This is a genomic window from Kouleothrix sp. 19917 (assembly GCF_057073505.1).
The window spans coordinates 3,645,996-3,663,518 of sequence record NZ_CP097099.1; the positions used below are offsets into that span (position 1 = coordinate 3,645,996).

At 65.8% G+C, this 17,523-nt stretch carries 10 protein-coding genes; 5 read left to right on the forward strand and 5 right to left on the reverse strand.

Annotated elements, in window-relative coordinates; genetic code table 11:
- Nucleotides 1–69 precede the first annotated feature (69 nt).
- The 3 genes from M1P90_RS14935 to M1P90_RS14945 form a co-directional block, all read right to left on the reverse strand.
- Entirely contained in the window at nt 70–507 is a 438-nt protein-coding gene (locus M1P90_RS14935; RefSeq protein ID WP_483703529.1) for a hypothetical protein, read from the reverse strand.
- Complete coding sequence (locus tag M1P90_RS14940) at nt 504–1,703, reverse strand: low temperature requirement protein A (RefSeq protein ID WP_483703531.1); 1,200 nt, start codon at nt 1,701–1,703, stop codon at nt 504–506. The genes M1P90_RS14935 and M1P90_RS14940 overlap by 4 nt, the downstream gene beginning before the upstream one ends.
- 224 nt (nt 1,704–1,927) lie before the next feature.
- Nucleotides 1,928–4,030, reverse strand: a complete 2,103-nt coding sequence (locus M1P90_RS14945; RefSeq protein WP_483703533.1) for an alpha-galactosidase — start codon at nt 4,028–4,030, stop codon at nt 1,928–1,930.
- A 526-nt stretch (nt 4,031–4,556) separates the two neighbouring features.
- Here M1P90_RS14945 and M1P90_RS14950 point away from each other — a divergent pair.
- The gene (locus M1P90_RS14950) at nt 4,557–5,261 is read left to right on the forward strand and encodes a lysoplasmalogenase family protein (protein WP_483703535.1); all 705 of its coding nucleotides are present in this window, start codon (nt 4,557–4,559) and stop codon (nt 5,259–5,261) included.
- 124 nt (nt 5,262–5,385) lie between these two features.
- Here the strand turns inward: M1P90_RS14950 and M1P90_RS14955 are convergent, their stop codons facing one another.
- Nucleotides 5,386–6,528 (reverse strand): response regulator transcription factor, encoded by a 1,143-nt coding sequence (locus M1P90_RS14955; RefSeq protein ID WP_483703537.1) that lies wholly within the window; start codon nt 6,526–6,528, stop codon nt 5,386–5,388.
- A gap of 176 nt (nt 6,529–6,704) precedes the next feature.
- Between M1P90_RS14955 and M1P90_RS14960 the strand changes: the two genes are divergently transcribed.
- Nucleotides 6,705–8,453 (forward strand): hypothetical protein, encoded by a 1,749-nt coding sequence (locus M1P90_RS14960; RefSeq protein ID WP_483703539.1) that lies wholly within the window; start codon nt 6,705–6,707, stop codon nt 8,451–8,453.
- Nucleotides 8,454–8,770: 317 nt separating this feature from the next.
- The gene (locus M1P90_RS14965) at nt 8,771–11,362 is read left to right on the forward strand and encodes a DUF11 domain-containing protein (protein ID WP_483703541.1); all 2,592 of its coding nucleotides are present in this window, start codon (nt 8,771–8,773) and stop codon (nt 11,360–11,362) included.
- A gap of 349 nt (nt 11,363–11,711) precedes the next feature.
- Here the strand turns inward: M1P90_RS14965 and M1P90_RS14970 are convergent, their stop codons facing one another.
- On the reverse strand, nt 11,712–12,575 hold the full coding sequence (locus M1P90_RS14970) for a hypothetical protein (RefSeq protein WP_483703543.1): 864 nt from the start codon (nt 12,573–12,575) through the stop codon (nt 11,712–11,714).
- A gap of 347 nt (nt 12,576–12,922) precedes the next feature.
- Here M1P90_RS14970 and M1P90_RS14975 point away from each other — a divergent pair, with 347 nt between their 5' ends.
- A complete protein-coding gene (locus M1P90_RS14975) occupies nt 12,923–17,248 on the forward strand; it encodes an adenylate/guanylate cyclase domain-containing protein (protein WP_483703545.1) in 4,326 nt (1,441 codons plus the stop codon).
- Between the two features lie 3 nt (nt 17,249–17,251).
- Nucleotides 17,252–17,470: a Franean1_4349 family RiPP gene (locus M1P90_RS14980; protein ID WP_483703547.1), complete on the forward strand. Its 219-nt coding sequence runs from the start codon at nt 17,252–17,254 to the stop codon at nt 17,468–17,470.
- Nucleotides 17,471–17,523: the final 53 nt, after the last annotated feature.

Here is a 17,523-nt window from a genome sequence, read left to right on the forward strand (position 1 = left end):
GGTGCGGTCTCCTTTTACCGAATTACGGTTTGCACATTGCAGCGTCGAGATGTGTAGCGCAAGCCTCCTCTATCTGCGCGAGCTGCCGTGGGCATCCGCCGGGCGCGCCGCCAGAGGGATGACCAGCTTCAGCCCCGACCAGGTCACATCGACCGCACAGACTTTGATGTCGACCAGGCCCAGCGCAAGGGCCATGTCGCGAATTCGGTCCTCGGTAATATCGGTGGGCACCCGCGCCGCGCGCTTCGGCCACGAGACCCAGATCATGCCGTTTGCGACAATCGCGGCCTGTGCGGCGGGCAGCAGCCCCGCCATGTCAGCGTAGCGCGTCACAAACAGGTGAATGCAATTGTACGGCGGCGCGGCCATGTCCCAGCTGAGCGCCACGCCATCCGGCAGCGGAGCCACCAGCGCCGCATAATCGGCTGGCGCATCGAGCGCGGCCACGCGGAAGCCCGGCCGGATGCCGAGTTTCGCCACCAGCGGCTTGCCCGAGTAGCCCGTCATAGGAGCGCCTCTTCGGCGGGCGGGAATGCGGCGGCGCGGCTGCGCAGCGCGATTTTCACACCCACCAGCCCCGCCAGCAGCACGCCAGCCAGCAACACTGCGTGGCCGGTGAAGGGCGTCACCGCCACCAGCGCCGCCGTCACCAGCGCGGGCAGAAACTGCCAGCCGCGCTCGGATGGCCGCAGGTGCATCAGCAGCAGCGCCAGCAGGTACAAGGCCACCAGCACGGCCACGGCTGCGCCAGCCGCCAGTTCGTTGATTTCGGCATGGTGCGTTGCGCCATCAATCGCGACCGCCAGCCCCGCGCCAACCGCCGCCGCCCCAAACAGGAACAGGTGGCCGTAGCCCCACACAAACGCCACGCGCAGCGAGGTCAGCATGTCGTCGGCAGTGCGGTCGAAATACAGCCACCACATGCTCAGCACAATCAGCAGCGCGCCGGCACTGATTTCGAGCAGCGCGCCGCCAAAGCCGCTTTCCTGCGCCGCCGACTGGATGCCTAGCGCGCTGGAAAGGATCGACTCGCCCAGCACAATGATCGTGAACAGGCCATAGCGCTCGGCAATATGGCCGGCATGCCACGTCGTCACGCCGGCGCGCTCGGCCCAGATCGGCACGGCCAGCTCGGCCAGCGCCAGCAGCACAAAGCCAGCGATCTGCCAGCTGTCGGGTGCCAGCAGCCGCAAAATCCACAGCGCCTGCACAAAGGTCACGCCCGTGGCATAGCGCAGCGCCGTGCTGCGGTGCTGCGGGTCGGCGCGGGCGGCACGCAGCCACTGCGTCACCAGCGCCAGCCGCATCACCACATAGCCCGCCACCATCAGCCTGAAGTTCGAGTCGTTGAAAGCAGCCGGCACGCCAGCGGCCAGGATCAGCGCGCCAAGCAGCTGCACAAAGGTCGTCAGGCGATACAGGACGTCGTCGGTGTCGTAGGCCGAAGCGAACCACGAGAAGTTCATCCAGGCCCACCAGATGCCGAAAAAGATCATTGCAAAGCGCAGCGCGCCCAGGCCGGCATGCCCTTCCGCCAGCATGTGGTGCAGCCCCGCCGAGGCCTGCGCTACCGCTACCACAAACACCAGATCGAACAGCAGCTCCAGCGGCGTGGAGGCGCGGTGCGGCTCGGCGGGCGAGCGCGGGCGCATGGGCAGCGCGAGCGGGCGCGTGGGCGCGGGTTCCTGCGTGTGTTCGCTCATACGGACCTTTTGGTAGAGCCGAGAACCGAGAACCGAGAACCACAGAACCACAGAACCACAGAACCACAGAACCACAGAACCGCAGAACCAAGAAGCGACCAGCAGGCAGTAGGCAGGAGGCAGTAGGCAGTAGGCAGCGAGCTAAGCTCGGCAACCTGCAACATTCAAACTTGCTAACCTGCAACCCAAAACCTGCCAACCTGCAACGTGTAACCAATTCCGCCCTAGTCGACCCGCCGGATGCGCCGCACGGTGCTGCCGAAATCGCGCAGTTCGATCTGCAAGCCCGCGTGCATCCAGCTTGCGCCCGAGCGCACGCCCGCGAACCCTTCGACGGTATAGCGCGCCTGCGGGTCGAGCCCGCGCAGGTAGAGCTGCGGCAGCTGCGGCGGCAAGTGCGACATCGCGGGTGGCAGCGGCACAAAGGTGCGAAACGCGAACAGCACACCTTCCGACTGATCTTTCGCGAGGTATTGCAGCGCCGAGAATCCATGTGTTTGCGGCGAACGCAGCCGGAACTGGTCGCCAAGCTGGATGACTTCGCGCACTTCTTTGTAGAGTGCGATCCAGCGCGCGGCCTCGGCGCGGCCGGCTTCGCCCCAGTGCACGAGGTGCCCGCCAATGCCCAGCGAGCCGCACATGCTGACATGGAGGCGGAACTCCAGCGGCAGGTAGCTCGGCCCCATGTCGGTCACCCACGCTTCCATGGTGTTGGCCGGGAAGATTTGCGAGAAGCCTTCCTGAATCGACAGGCGCGACACCGGCTCGGTGTTGTCGCTGGTCCAGATCTGGTCGGCCAGGCGCAGCATGCCCAGGTCGGCACGCCCGCCGCCGCCCGAGCAGCTTTGCCAGATCACATGCGGGTGCCGCTCGCGCAGCGTGCCCCACACGTGATAGAGACCGTGGACATAGCGCACCCACAGCTCGCGCTGGTCGCCGGGCGCGTCGGGCCAGCCGGGCTCGCTGACGTTGCGGTTCATGTCCCATTTAATGAACACAATATTGTTTTCTGCGAGCAGCGTATCGAGCTGGCCGATGATGTATTCCTGCACGTCGGCGCGCGCGAAGTTGAGGATCATCTGGTCGCGGCCAGTGGTGCGCGGCCGGCCAGCGAAGTGGATCACCCAGTCGGGGTGGGCGCGGTACAGCTCGCTGTTGGGGTTGACCATCTCGGGCTCGACCCACAGGCCGAAGTCCATGCCCAGCGCATTCACGCGCTCGATCAGCGGAGCGAGGCCATTGGGGAACTTCTGCGCGTCGGGCCACCAGTCGCCCAGGCCGGCGTTGTCGGTGGCGCGCCCGTGGAACCAGCCGTCGTCCATCACAAACAGCTCGATGCCCATGTCGGCCGCCAGCTCGGCCAGCGCGACCTGGGAGGGTTCATCCACCGAGAAGGTCGTCGCTTCCCAGGAGTTGTATAAGACTTTATGTACATCTTTACCATGCGGCAGCAGCGTGTCGCGGATGTAATCGTGCAGGTGGTGGCTGGCCGCGCCAAAGCCGCCGTCGGTGAAGCCAGCCAGGCTGCTGGGCGCGGTGAAGGTTTCGCCGGGCATGAGCCGCCACGCGAAATCCCAGTCGTTCAGCCCGATGCTGACGCGGGTGGACTGAAAGTCGGTCGTTTCGGCCTGCATTTTCCAGTTGCCGCTCCAGGCCAGCACGCCAAACCACACCGCGCCGCCATCCTCGTCGGCGTTGCCACGGTCGAGCGCAAACCAGGGGTTGCTATTATGGCTGGTGGTGATGCGGCGGCTTTCCAGCGTTTTGATGCCAGGCCCAAGCGTTTCGCGCCGCAGGTGCGTTTCATCCAGCCAGCGGCCGTGCAGGTAGCTCAGGCGGTAGTTCTCGCCGGGCGGCAGGTGCCACTGCGCCGACCACAGCCGTTCCAGCGTGACCGGATCATCGCCTTCATTTGTCGCCGTCACCCAGCGCTCAATCAGATCATAGTCAACGTGGGCGCGGTAGTGGAGTGTGAGCGCGAAGGGGTAGCCGATATCGCGCAGCACAATGCGCAATTCCTCGCCGGCAATTTCGGCCTCGGCAAAGCGCAGCACCAGGTTGCGCCCGCCATCCGCAAAAACCGCCATGATGCACGGCTCGGTAAACTTCATGTCTTCGTAGGTGGGGAATTCTTCGCGGGTAAGCTGCGCCGGGTTGTTGAACGACGCCCAGGCCAGCGGGCTTGGCGGCGGCGGGTAGTCGCCGGGCAGCGGCAGGCGCGGCCCCCAGTAGCGGTGCGTCAGCAGGCCGGCCGGGTTCAGCCCAAGCGCGTAGGCGGTGGACCGCGTTTCGATTACCCAGCCCTGGTCGTTGGCGTGGACCGGCATCTCCTGGCTCCTTCAATAGTGCTGCGGCTCGGCGTGCCGAAGGTCAGTTGTGCCTTCCAGGGCAAACACGCGCGCCAGTGGAGAGAACCCAAACTGTGAGTTGCGCCAGTATACCACTGGTGCCGCGCCTGCTTGCGCGCATGGGTGCGACGGATCTTTCTGTGGCGCGGGGCTGAAGCCGCTGGAAGCCAACCGCCACAACACATACCGGTTCACCCGACCATGAACGGTCGGGCTGAAGCTACCAAGCCCTTGCAGGGCTGCTGCTCGCCAGCCTCGCAGAAGCTTTGTACGATCAGCCCGGTCGTTATGGTGCTTTACAATTTAACCCAGACAGCCCGCGAAGGCGGGCTTCGCTGTAATCTAGCCCGCTGCTTTAGCGGCTGGGGCGAAATGGTTGCCGGACGGCGGGTGGTGCGCGAATGATCAGCGTGCAGAAAAGTTCGCCACACGCGCCAGCCGCAAGGCATGCTACTGCATTTGGTATGATGGTGCCGTCAGATTTTCGCAAGTGGAGGGTTTGCATATGCCAAGTGCAACGCTGCGCCGCACAGCCAGGCTGATCTATGCGCTGGCTGGCCTGCTGCTGTTTCTGGGGCTGCTGCTGGGCCAGCGCGACGAGCGGGGCGTCAACCGCATTCCACGGCCACTGCGCATGCTTTCGTCGGCGCTGGTGCTGCTGGCGGCGCTGGCCCAGGCGCGACGCGGCCCGCCCCGGCTGGTGGCGGCGGGCATGGGCTGCGGCTTTGTGGGCGACCTGATTATGGCCGAGCTGCTGCCGCTGCCCGAGCATGTGCTGTTCGGCATGCTGAGCTTCGGCGTGGGCCACGGCTGCTACCTGCGGGCGCTCGGCGCGCGGCGGGCGGCAGCGCCGGGCATCCCGGCGGCTGGGCGCGCTGCGCTGCCGCTGGCATGGTTGGTGGCGCTGGCCGGCTGGCTGGGGCTGGTGCGCAACCCAAAGATCAGCGCGGCGCTCAACTGTGGCGCGCTGGCCTACGCCCTGCTGCTGGCCAGCATGGCCGGCGCGGCCGCCGCGCTTGCCACCACCGACCGGCGCTACACCGGCGCGGCCGTAGGCGGCGGGCTGTTCCTGCTTTCCGACCTGATCCTGGCGGCGCGGCTGTTTCGCCAGGCCCATTTCACGCAAATTGGCGACGTGGTCTGGCTGACCTATATCGCCGGGCAGGCGCTGATCGTCGACGGCCTCAACCAGGAAGCGCGGGCGGCCTGATCGCGCCCGTAGAAAAGTCATTTCCGTTAACCACCAAGACACCAAGGCACCAAGAAGGGCATTCTAAAACCTTGGTGTCTTGGTGTCTTGGTGGTTCAATTTGAATATTTTTCTTGCGATTGCACTACGGCAGCAGCGCCCGCACAATCGCCTGCAGCTCATCGGCGTCGAAGGGCTTGGTGACATAGGCATTTGCGCCAGCCGCCAGGCCGCGCTCGCGATCTTCGGGCGTATTGCGCTTGGTCAGCATCACAATCGGCACCGCCGAGCGCTGGCGGATCGCGCGGCACACATCCAGCCCGTCCATATCGGGCAGCCCCAGGTCGAGCACGATCAGCGCGGGCTGGGCGCGCTCGGCCAGCTCCAGCGCGGCGCGCCCGTCGTAGGCGGCCAGCGTGTTCCAGCCAGCCTGATGAAAATAGACCACCAGCAGCTGCGTGATGTCGGGCGCGTCGTCGACAACGAGCAGGGTGGGCGCGTCGGCGCGTCGCTCGTTCCAGGCGCGTGGGTTCATGGGGTGCCTCCTTTGCTCCGAAGCAATATCGTCGGAGGCAGCATACGCGCCGGGGGATAAAGTTTCTGTTAAGCCCGCGCCGAAGTCGTCCAGGCAGTAGCCCTCGCCAACCACCGTGCGCAAAAAGCGCGACTGCGCCACCGTGTCGCCCAGGGCGCGGCGCAGCGCGTTGATATGCACGCGCACGACGTTGGTGAAGGGGTTGGCCTCGGCATTCCAGACGTGTTCCAGCAGCGCTTCCTGGCTCACAATCTCGCCGCGGTGGCGCAGCAAATATTCCAGAATGCGGAACTGCTTGCGCGGCAGGCGCAGCGGCTTGCCAGCCAGCTCGGCCGTGCCAGCCGCCGGGTCGAGCAGCAGATCGCCGCAGCGCAGCACCGGCGCACGCACCCGCATGTCGCGGCGCAGCAGCGCCCGCACGCGCGCCACCAATTCTTCGTAATCAAACGGCTTGGCCAGGTAGTCGTCGGCCCCGGCGTCCAGCCCGGCGATGATGTCGGGGCGCTCGGCGCGCGCCGTAAGCATAATAATCAGCAGGCGCGGCTGCTCGGCGCGCAGCTCGCGGCACAGCTCCACGCCATCGGCGTCGGGCAAATTAAGGTCGAGAATCAGCGCATCATAGTCGTTCACCGCCGCCAGCTCGCGCGCATCGGCGGCGCGCAGGGCTGTATCGACGGCATAGCCATCCATCTGAAAGGCGAGCTTCAGCAGCGTGGCAATATCGGGCGCGTCGTCGACAACCAGCAGGCGCATGGGCGGCCTCATCTGTGTGCAGTGCGTGGATTGTAGCTGCGTTGCGGCGGGCCGGCAAATCGCGTGGCAAGCCAGGGCGCGTGCCAGTTTATGGTAAGATAGCCGCCGTTCGCATTGCAGCCCGGAGTGTCTATGGTCAGGCTTTTTCGTTCGAGCGCCGTTCGCGGGCCGCGCACATGACAACCCCGCGCCGCTGGTTTTTGCCGCTGCTCGTGGCGCTGGCCATTTGCGCCTGCGCGCTCTACGCCGAGCGCGAGCTGTTTGCGCGCCCCTTCGCCGCCGACGACTACCAGTGGCTGCTCAACGTTCGCGGGCTCAGCGCGGCTCAGCTCGCCCGCGCCGCCTTCGACCCGGCCGCGCAGACGCATTTCTACCGCCCGCTGGTGTGGCTGCTCTTCTGGCTCCAGGTGCGCGCCTTCGGCCTCGACCCGCGCGGCTTTCACGCGGTATCGCTGGCCCTGCACCTGCTCAACGCCGCGCTGGCCGGCTGGCTCGCCTGGCGCATCACCGGCGAAGGGCGTATTGCAATACGCCCACACGAAGAACTGCAGAACGGGCGTATTGCAATACGCCCACACGAAGAACTGCAGAACGAGCGTATTGCAATACGCCCACACGAAGAACTGCAGAACGAGCGTATTGCAATACGCCCACACGAAGAACTGCAGAACGAGCGTATTGCAATACGCCCACACGAAGAACTGCAGAACGAGCGTATTGCAATACGCCCACACGAAGAACTGCAGAACGGGCGTATTGCATACGCCCCAACGCAGAACCGCACGGGTGCACCGCACACGCCCATGCGCCTCGCAGGCGCGCTGGCGGCCGGCGCGCTGGTGGCGCTGCACCCCGCGCCCTTCGAGGCGATTGTGTGGGTGTCGGCGCAGAGCGAGCTGCTGGCGGCGGCGCTGCTGCTCGCGGCGCTGCACCTCTGGGTATCAATCAATCAGAATAATGTGGCAGGCAGGCCCGAAAACACGCGTCGCTCTGCCTCTTTATCTCCCTTTCTCCTTGTCGCAACGCTCGCCCTCGCCCTGCTCGCCAAAGAAAGCGCCGTGATCGGCCTGCCGCTGCTGGCGCTGTTTGGCTGGGGCGCGCGCCCACCTGCGGCGGCTGGTGGCTGGCGGCGCTGGCTGCAACCACTGGCGCTGCCCGCCCTGCTCACGTTCGCCTACCTCGCGCTGCAGGTTGCCGTCGAGCGGCGCAACTACCTGCTGCAAGCGGGCGGCTACGGCCTCGGCCCACAGATCATCCTCAACCCGCTGCGCAGCCTGGCCCTGCTCGTCGCGCCGCTCACCGGCACCGAGCACGCCGACAACCCCTGGCTGGTGCCACTCGGCGCGATGGTGGCGCTGGTGCTGCTGGCCGCATGCGGCTGGTGCGCCACCCGCATTGGGCGCGGCGGGCGCTTGCCACGTGCGCTGCTGCTGGCGCTCGCGCTCACGCTGCTGCCCACCGCGCCCTTCACCTCCCCACCCGACTCGCGCTACCTCTACCTGCCACTGATTATGGCCGCGCTGCTTGTGGCGCTGGTGATCAGCCGTGTGCCCTTTGCACGCATTGTCGCGCGGTCTGCGCGAGTCGCGCTTGGCGCGGGCGGGCTGGCGCTCGCGCTGGCGCTGGCCGGCTGGGCCGGCGGCGAGCTGCACCTGCGCGAGTGGCGCTTTTCGGCGGGCGCGGGGCCGGGCGGCAGCCTGTGGCAGCTTGCCACCCAGGTCTGCGCGCAGGGCCGCCCCGACCGCATGATCATCGTCGAGCCGCCGCTGGCGACCCCACACGCCGAGGCGATTGTCGGGCTGGCGTGCGGGCCGCAGGTGCGCGCGCTCATCGTTGGGCGCGATCAGGTCGCCAAGTCGCTGCGCGACCACAGCGTGGTGGTATCGTTCCCCAACGGCAGTGCGGCCATCGAGCGTACGACCTGATCTCATAATCACAATCTTACAGAGCTGTTATCTGCCCGGGCTGCGCGTGTGCGCGGCCCGGCGGCGTTAGCGCGCCAATTAGCGCAAGCAGGCAATTGTATGTTTCGGGCGCGCATACGCCGGAAAGTTGCAGCCCGGCGCGCTTGCGCGGCACAAACCGCGTGAACAAATCGTTACATCGCAGCACCTCTGTACATCTCATTTATATATATCAGCCAGCTATGATCACACGACTTACTCCCTTCTGGGCAGCAGTACAGGCCATGTTACGAGTGCAAAAACCATTCCTGCCCGCAAAAAAAGGTTTGAGGTTGCGCGTGAAAGAAAAGATTATTGTATTGTTTCAGCAGCCGGCCAGCCTGCGGCGCGGCACCCGCGCCCGCCTGCTCTGGGCGCTGGCCTTTGTCCTCCCGCTGGCACTGATCCTGGGGCTTGTGCTGCCGCTTACGCGCGCCGCCGAATTGCCCCCGGTTGGCATCGACGATTATGTTGTCGAGGCGTTTGGGCCGAACTTCCCGCTCACGCAGGGCGCGTGGTACAGCAACCCGCAAAACGGCCAGGGCACTGGCTACTATTATGTCCAGTTAGCTATTCCGTGTGGCTGGCCGGCCGACAAGCCAGTGATGATCGACCTGTACAGCCCCGAGATGTCGGGCAGCGGCGCGGCCGACGAGTTGCGCACCGACCCTGGCCTCGCCACCACATTCGAGCTGTATGGTCGGAATATCAGCATTGGCCCCGGCATTGGCGACCCCGGGCCGGGAGCGCCCGGTAGCCTGGTGCAGCGCAGCTACGCGCCCACCAACGCCGCCACCAGCTGGAAGCGCCTGTACACGCTGCCCGCCCCTGTGCAGTGCGGCACCTACCTCGTGCGCTCGGAGGCGCAGGGCGACAACGGCAATGTGTGGCGGGTGCGCGCTGGCATCGACACCGACAACAACCCGAATAATCGCACGCCCGCCAACTACGACGACCCCGACGGGCAGGCGGGAACCGGCGACGAGATCATTATTGGCGCGCTGCAAACCGCTTTCAAGCACCCGCAAAACCCAACCAACTGCCTCACGCTCTACGAGTATGTTGCGCCCGGCTCGGCCCAGATCGCCTTTCATAACTTCGACATGGACACCAGTGGCGGAATTCTTTACTACTCGCCAGGCGGCACAGTGTTCACCGGCACGTCCTCGGCGCGCGGCACGTGGAACACCGGCACGCGCACCAGCCGCGGCACCGGCGACATCATCACGAATCCCGAGACGGGCTGGTGGAAGATCGTGACCTGCGCCGGCAACGACCGCCACTTCATTCAGGAAGGGCAGGAAGGCGTGCCAGCCTACTTCCAGCAGCCGCCCACACCGCGCGTTGTGGTAAGCAAGGACGATGGCCTGGTCGATGTGCATCCCAATCAGGTGCTCGATTACACGATTCAGTTCACGAACACCGCCGCCATGGCACCCTCGCCGCTGTCGGTACCGGGCGCGGCGCTCCTGCCCGTCATCACCGACACGCTGCCGGCCAACACGGTGTTCGAAAGCTGCGCGATCAACCTGCCCTACACCGGCACATGCGGCCAGCAGGGCGGCGCGGTTGTGTACATGCTGAACCAGAAGATTGCCGTTGGCAACGGCGGCAGCGTGCGCCTGCGCCTGCGCACCACGCCCAACGCGCCAGTTGGCCCGGTGCGCAACGACGTGTCGCTGGCGTATCGCGACAACATGAACAACCTGTTTCTGGCAAGCGGCAACGACATCGACCAAATCACCCCGGCCGATCTGTCGCTCACCAAAACGGTCGACAATCCGCGCCCGAATGTTGGCGAGGTGGTGACCTTCGACGTGGTGGTGCAGAACGCCGGCCCTGCCATCGCCACGAATGTCGTTGTAAGCGACCCGCTGCCCGCCGGGCTGGAGTACGTGGGCAGCGCGCCCGCGCAAGGCACCTACAACTACCTGAACGGCGCGTGGACGCTTGGCACGCTCAAGGTCGGCGCGAGCGCGCGGCTCCAGGTCAGCGCGCGCGTGCTCACCGCCGGCACAAAAGTCAACACTGCGCAGGTCGCCGCCGCCAACCAGCCCGACCCCGACTCGGTGCCGGGCAACAGCAACCCCGCCGAAGACGACCAGGCCAGCGCCACGGTGCGCCCACTGGTCGCCGACCTGAGCCTGACCAAAGACGTCAATAATCCTACCGCCACCGAGGGCGACGAGCTGATCTACATCATTACCCTCACCAACAGCGGGCCCGATGCCGCCACAGGCGTGGCCGTGAGCGACCCGCTTCCCGCCGAGGTTGAGTATCGCAGCCACAGCGCCAGCGTCGGCACCTACAACCCCAACGACGGCACCTGGTCGATTGGCGCGCTGGCGGTTGGGCAGCGCGTCAGGCTTACCATCACCGTGCTGGTGCTCAGCGCCGACAAAGTCACGAACACCGCGCAGGTGAGCGCCAGCCTGCCATACGACCCTGACTCGGTGCCGGGCAACAACAACCCCGCCGAAGACGACCAGGCCAGCGTAACCACGCCGATCGCGCCGACTGCCGTCACGCTCAGCTCCTTCACGGCGCAGCGCCAGCCGGGCGGCGTGCTGGTGGCCTGGGCAACAGCCAGCGAGAACGATACCTGGGGCTTCGACATCTTCCGCAGCGAGGATGGCACCCGCGAGCACGCCACGCGCATCAACCCCGAGCTGATCCCGGCGCAGGGGCGCGGGCAGGGCGGCGCGCGCTACACCTTCCTCGACACGGGCGCGCCCACGGATGCACCCGCCACCTACTGGCTGGTCGAAACCGAAAATGGCGGCGCAACGCACGAATATGGGCCGATTATGTCCCAGCCGCTTGGCCTGCTGAGCAGCACGCAGGTCTTCATTCCCATGGCCTCGCGCAATGGCGACGGACCGATCGAGTAGGTTGGCAGGTTGCAGGGTGGCAGGGTGGCAGGTTATAAGGGTGAAAGAGTAAGCGCAGTTGGCAGTTAGCAGTTGGCAGGAACCGACAACCTGCAAATCTTCAAGCTCTCTGCGCTCTTTGCGGTGAAACCTCTTTCGTCCTCCGTCCGTCGTCGGTCGTCACAACCTGCAACTTTCCAACTCCAACACGAAAGGGCCGCGAGCACGATACTCGCGGCCCTTTCGTGTTGGGTTTTATAGCGGCTTTCAGATCTATACTAAACCAGTGTCGTTGCCCGAAACAGCGTCAGAAAGCCGAATCCCGCTGCCTACTGGTGGCTGAATGCTGACTCCTGCTCTAGCAAGCGAGCTATTCGTAGCGCCACTGGTAGTAGTGCTGGCCGACATTGCCCATCTCGACGCGGAAAGCTGGATTGTTAGCGGGATTGTAGGTCAGCACGCGCCGCTCAAACACCTGAAACAGGATCGGCCGCTCAACGCCGCCGACGTTCGCCTTCACCCAGTACGCGCCCGTGACCGGCAGACCGAACACAAACAGCGGATCGTAAACCTTGCCTTCGAAATACTGCCCGTTTTCCGACACCACGCCCTGCTGGTTCATATAGTCGATAAAAACCCTGGCAACGCCGTGGTTGTTGTCGCCACGCACCAGCATGGTTGCCGGGTCGTTGGCGTAGTCGTTAAAGCCGCTAATACTGCCATCGGTGTTCAGAAAGCCCGTGGCCGGTTTGCCGAGATCGCCGGGGTTGACCTGGCCGGGGTTCTGGTACAGGTGAACCAGATCGGCGTAGGTTGGGAACTGGCCAGGATCGCCGATCGCCGTGATCGTGGCCGGCGACTTCTGGGCGAACACGCCCAGGCCGTTCTGCTGGCGCCCGGTCATCAATTCGATCGGCAGCAAGCCGTTAGTCACGTACCACTGCGCGTTCTGGTCGGCGGTCGGGTCGTTGATCTCCATGCGGCTCTTGTCGAAGTACAGCACCGCGCGCTTGCCATCCGCTCCCTCCGCGAAGTCCTCACGGATGATCGGGCTGATCGCGGCTGGCCCCCATGTCCACGAGCGGCCAGTCAGGTGCAGCGCGATCGGCAGATCCTGGCGATTCCAGAGGCGCTGGAAGGCTGGATTCACGACACCATTGCCCGCGCTGGCGGTTTGTACAAAGAGCACTGCTGCAGCCGCCAGGCCAGCAATCGAACCAAGTATCCGTCGCATTGTTGTGTCTCCTTATATATCAAGAACGTCGTTCGTTGCCCCGAGTATATGCCTGCTCAGGTGGGATCACCATCACAGGCGAGTGGGCGCGCGCTTAAGTTACGCTGACAAGCTGAGAAGCTTCTGACATTCTGGTTCGCTACGCTATGCTGTAGTATAGAGGTGGCAGGCGCGCAACCCTGGCGCATTGCAATGCGGTATCCGAATGTGGCATTCGTGCCGCGCCGAGCGTGGCGTCAGCGCGCACGGCTTGTCATGGCCGATCTGCTCGTCTATAATTGGCCCAGATACATACGACACCCTGCCATAAACCACACGCACCGCAGCCTGCATTGAGAGATTCCGGTATGGCGCAGACCAATCATGCACCGCCGGCCACCCCGGCGCAACCCCTCATTCTGCCGCCCGTCGCCACGCGCGCGGCACGCTACCTGCCGCCCGACCTGGCCGGCGACATGGCGCGTGGCGACGACGCCGGCCGCCTGATCGAAGCGTTTGTGCACCTGGCCTGCGCCCGCGCCGCCATCGCTTCCTACCTGCCGCGCACCCTGCTCGACCAGCTCGCGCACAGCGCCGAAAGCCCGGCCCTGCACTGGCTCGACGGCTCGCTGCTCTTCGCCGACCTGTCGGGCTCGACGGCGCTGGCCGAGCGATTAAGCACGCTTGGGCGCGAAGGCACCGAGATGGTGACCGCCTGCCTGAACCAGATTTTTGCGCGCCTGATCCAGGTGATTCACGACTACGGCGGCGACCTGGTGGCGTTTGGCGGCGATGCGCTGCTGGTGTTTTTCAGCGGCGACCGCCACCCGCGCGCGGCCAGCCGGGCTGCCCTGGCGCTACAGGCCGCCATGCACGGCTATGTGCAGGAAGTTCCGGGCATTGGCAGCTTCCCCATGCACCTGCATGTTGGCGTGGAAAGTGGCCGCGTGGCCTTTTTGCGCGCGGGTGGCACCGAGCACCTCCACTACAGCGTGCTAGGGGCGACGGTCAATCGCGTGGCCGCCGCCGAGGGCCATGCCCAGCCGAACGAAGTGGTAGTTGGGCCGGGCACCTGGGAAAATATTGCCGAACTGGCCCGCGCCGACGACGTTGCGCCGGGGTTTCACCGCGTTCACGCGCTGCGCTCGCCGGCCCGCCCACACCTGCCCCTGCCCGAAAACCCGCCGATTGTTGCACCGCCCGCCGAGGCCATCCCGCCCCTGCTCGACGACCTTGATCGCGTCAGCCGCTTTATTCCGCCCGTGCTGCTCGGGCGCATTCTGGCCGAACCGCAGCGCCCGCAGATCGAGGCCGAGCTGCGACCAGTGACGGTGCTGTTCGCGCAGGTGGTGGGGCTGGAAGACCTGGCCGAGGCGCTGCCGCCTGCCGAGGCTGCCCGCGCCGCGCAGCTGTATGTTGCCGCAATGCACGCGGCCGTCGAGCGCTTTGGCGGCATGGTGAACAAGCTCGACGTTGCCGACGAGGGCATCAAGCTGGTGGCGATTTTTGGCGCGCCCGCCGCCTATGAGGACCACGCCGAGCGGGCCGCGCGCGCCGCACTCGAGATGCAGGCGCGAATCGGGGAATGCACAACGCAGATCGCAGAGCTATTTTCGCAATCTGCAACCCGCACCACGCAACCAGTCGCTCTTAAGCAGCGCATTGGCCTGAACCTCGGCACCGCCTTTGCCGGCAATGTCGGCAGCGATGTGCGCAAAGAGTACACCGTCATGGGCGATGCTGTGAACGTCGCCGCGCGCGTGATGAGCAAGGCCGCATGGGGGCAGGTGTGGTGCAGCGAGGCGGCGGCCCAGGCGATTGGCGCGCGCATCCAGTGCGACGACCGGGGCGCGCTGATGCTGAAAGGCAAGGCCCTGCCGGTGCAGCTGTTCGAGCTGGCCGGATTGCGCGACCAGCCTGCCGGTGGCGAGGCCATGGCCGACGACACACCCCTGATCGGGCGCGAGGCCGACCTGGCATGGCTGCGGGCGCATCTGGATGCGGCGACCGGCGGGCAAGGGCGCGCCGTGCGAATCGCGGGCGAGGCCGGCGTGGGCAAAAGCCGCCTGACCGCCGCGCTGCTGGCCGAAGCCGCCGCCCGTGGCGTGCGGATCATCCAGGCGGCGTGCTTTTCCTACACCTCGGAAATCCCCTACGCCGCATGGGGCGAATGGCTCAAGGCGCTGTGCGACATCCGCTCGGGCGACGACGACGCCACGCGCGCCGCGAAGATTGGGCGCGAGCTGGCCGCGCTGGGGCCGGGTATGGACGAGTGGCTGCCGCTGCTGGGCGACCTCGCGCGCCTCGACGTGCCGGAAAACCGCCTGACCCGCGGCCTCGACCCACAGATGCGCCAGGCCCGCCGCTTCGAGCTGCTGGAGCAATTGCTGCTTGGCTGCGCGCGCGCCGGCCCAGTGCTCACGCTTTTTGAGGACCTGCACTGGTGTGACTCGGTCTCGCTCGACTTGTGGCGTCGCATGGCTGGCGCGCTTGGCGAGCAGCCCGTGCTGTTGCTTGGCGCGCATCGCCCGGCCGCGCTCTTCGGCACCGAGCCCGACGGCGCGCACGAACTCGCGCTCAAAGAGCTTTCGCGCGACCAGAGCGGCGATCTGGTGGCGGCGCTGGCTGGCGGGCAGGCGCTGCCGCCCACGCTGGTGCAGCAGCTGGTCGAACGCGCCGAGGGCAACCCGCTGTTTCTTTCCGAGCTGCTGCGCGCCGTGCTCGACAAGCTGCAGGCCGCCGGTTTGTCGGCCCAGCCCGGCGAATTGCCGCCCAGCGCGATGCACCGCGTTCAGGCCGCCATTGCCGACCTGCCCGACAGCCTGAATGGCCTGCTGCTGGCCCGCATCGACCGGCTGGATGAAGCGAGCCGCAGCGTCTTGCGCCTGGCCTCGGTGATCGGCCAGCGCATCCCGTTTGGCGTGCTCCAGTCGATCCAGAACTTCGACCAGACCAGCCTGCTGCGCGACCTGACGCGCCTCGACGCGGCCGACCTGACCGCGCTGGAGCGATTGGAGCCCGAGCGCGTCCATACCTTCCGCCACGCGCTGATTCAGGAAGTGGCCTACCAGAGTATGCTGTATGCGCGCCGCCGCGAGCTGCACGGCCGCATTGGCGAATATCTCGAACGGCGCTACGCCGGCGACCTCGACGACTACTATGGTCTGCTGGCGCACCACTACCGCCTGAGCGACCGGCGCGACAAAGCGGTCGACTACCTGCTGCTGGCGGGGCAAAGCGCGGGGGCGGTTTTCGCCAACGATGAGGCGATTCAATCCTTTGAGTGGGCGCTCGATGCGCTGGCGGGCGACGACGCCGACCCGCGCGCGTGGGCCGTGCGTGACGCGCTGGGCGATGTGTTCGCCACCATTGGCCGCTACGACGACGCGCTAGGCCAGCACGCCGCCGTTCTGGCCGCGCCGGGGCTGGCGGCCAACGCCACCTGGCGCGCGCACCGCAAACGCGGCAACGTGCTGGAGCGTCAGGGGCAGTATGCCGCCGCGCTGGATGCCCTGGCACAGGCTATTGCCATTGTGCAGAGCGGCGCGCCCGGCGTTTCGCCACTGGCGCTTTCGATCATTAATGCCGACATCGGGCTGGTGCGCTGGCGGCGCGGCGAGTTCGATCTGGCGATTGCCGCCTGCGAAGCTGGCCTGAGCGCTGTGCAGGACGACCCGAACTCGTTCGACGACGAGAAAACCGAGGCACGCCTGCATTCAACGCTTGGCGCGACCCACGGCATGCGCGGCGACTATGCGCGTGCCCGCACGCACTTCGAGCGCAGCCTGAGCCTGCGCACCCTGGTCGACGACCTGCCGGGCATGGTCGCCTCGCATAATAATTTGGGTTACTTGTGGCAGCTGCAAAGCGAATACGAGCGCGCAATCGAGCAGTACCGCGTGGCCGAGGAAATCGCCCAGCGCATCAACTTGCGCTATGCACTGATCTTCGCCAACCTGAACATGGCCTGGGCGCTTGTGTCGCTCAGCCGCTACGCCGAGGCCGAAGCGCGCAGCCGCACCGCCATGGCGCTGGCGCGAGAAATCAACGACCAGCGCAACTACGCGCAGTGCTGCGACATTCTGGGCCTGATTGCGGCGCGGCAGGGCGAGTATGATGCGGCGCTGGCGCGCTACGACGAGGAGCTTGCGCTGCACCGCGCGCTTGGCAGCGCGCCCGAGGAAGGCAGCACGCTGGTGAACAAGGCCAATGTGCTGCTGATGAATGAAGATTTCGCGGGCGCGCAGGCGCTGCTTCAGCTTGCGCAGGAAAAAGCCGAACAGCTCGACGCCCAGCGCCTGAAGGTCGAAGTGCTGAACGCCTTGGCCGAAGCCGCGCTCGGCACTGGCGAGCTGGCGCGCGCCGCACAGCACGCCGAAGAAGCCATGCGCCTGAGCACAGCAATCGGCAGCCGGCACGAAACCGGCGTGGCGCACCGGCTGATCGGGCGAGTGCAGGCCGCGCGCGGCAAAAACTTCGAGCAGCACTTCCGCAGCAGCGTCGAGGTATTCGAGCAAACCAGCGATCAGTTTGAGCTTGGGCGAAGCTGGGCAGCCTACGCGGCGGCGCTGCTGAAACATGGCAACGTTTCCGCAGGCGAAGCGTACCTAAAACGTGCAAAAGATACGTTTATATCCATAGGTGCGAACGGCGAGCTTGAACGTTTACGCTCCATTGCAGAAAGGAACCGCTAAGCTATGTCACAATCCGATGTCGAGCGCGTGATTGGCCGCGCAGTCACCGATGCCGAATTCCGCAAGGCGCTGATCGAAAATGCCCGCGAGGCGTGCAAGGGCTACAACCTGAGCGAAGAAGAGCTGAATGCGCTAGAGGCGCTCGACGCCGACAGCCTGGCGAGCTTCGCCGGCACACTCGACAAGCGCATTTCGAAGACCAGCGGCGCGGGCTTTATGTAGGCCAGGCGACCCATGTTCAGCCAGCAGGGCGGGGAATTTCCTCGCCCTGCTTT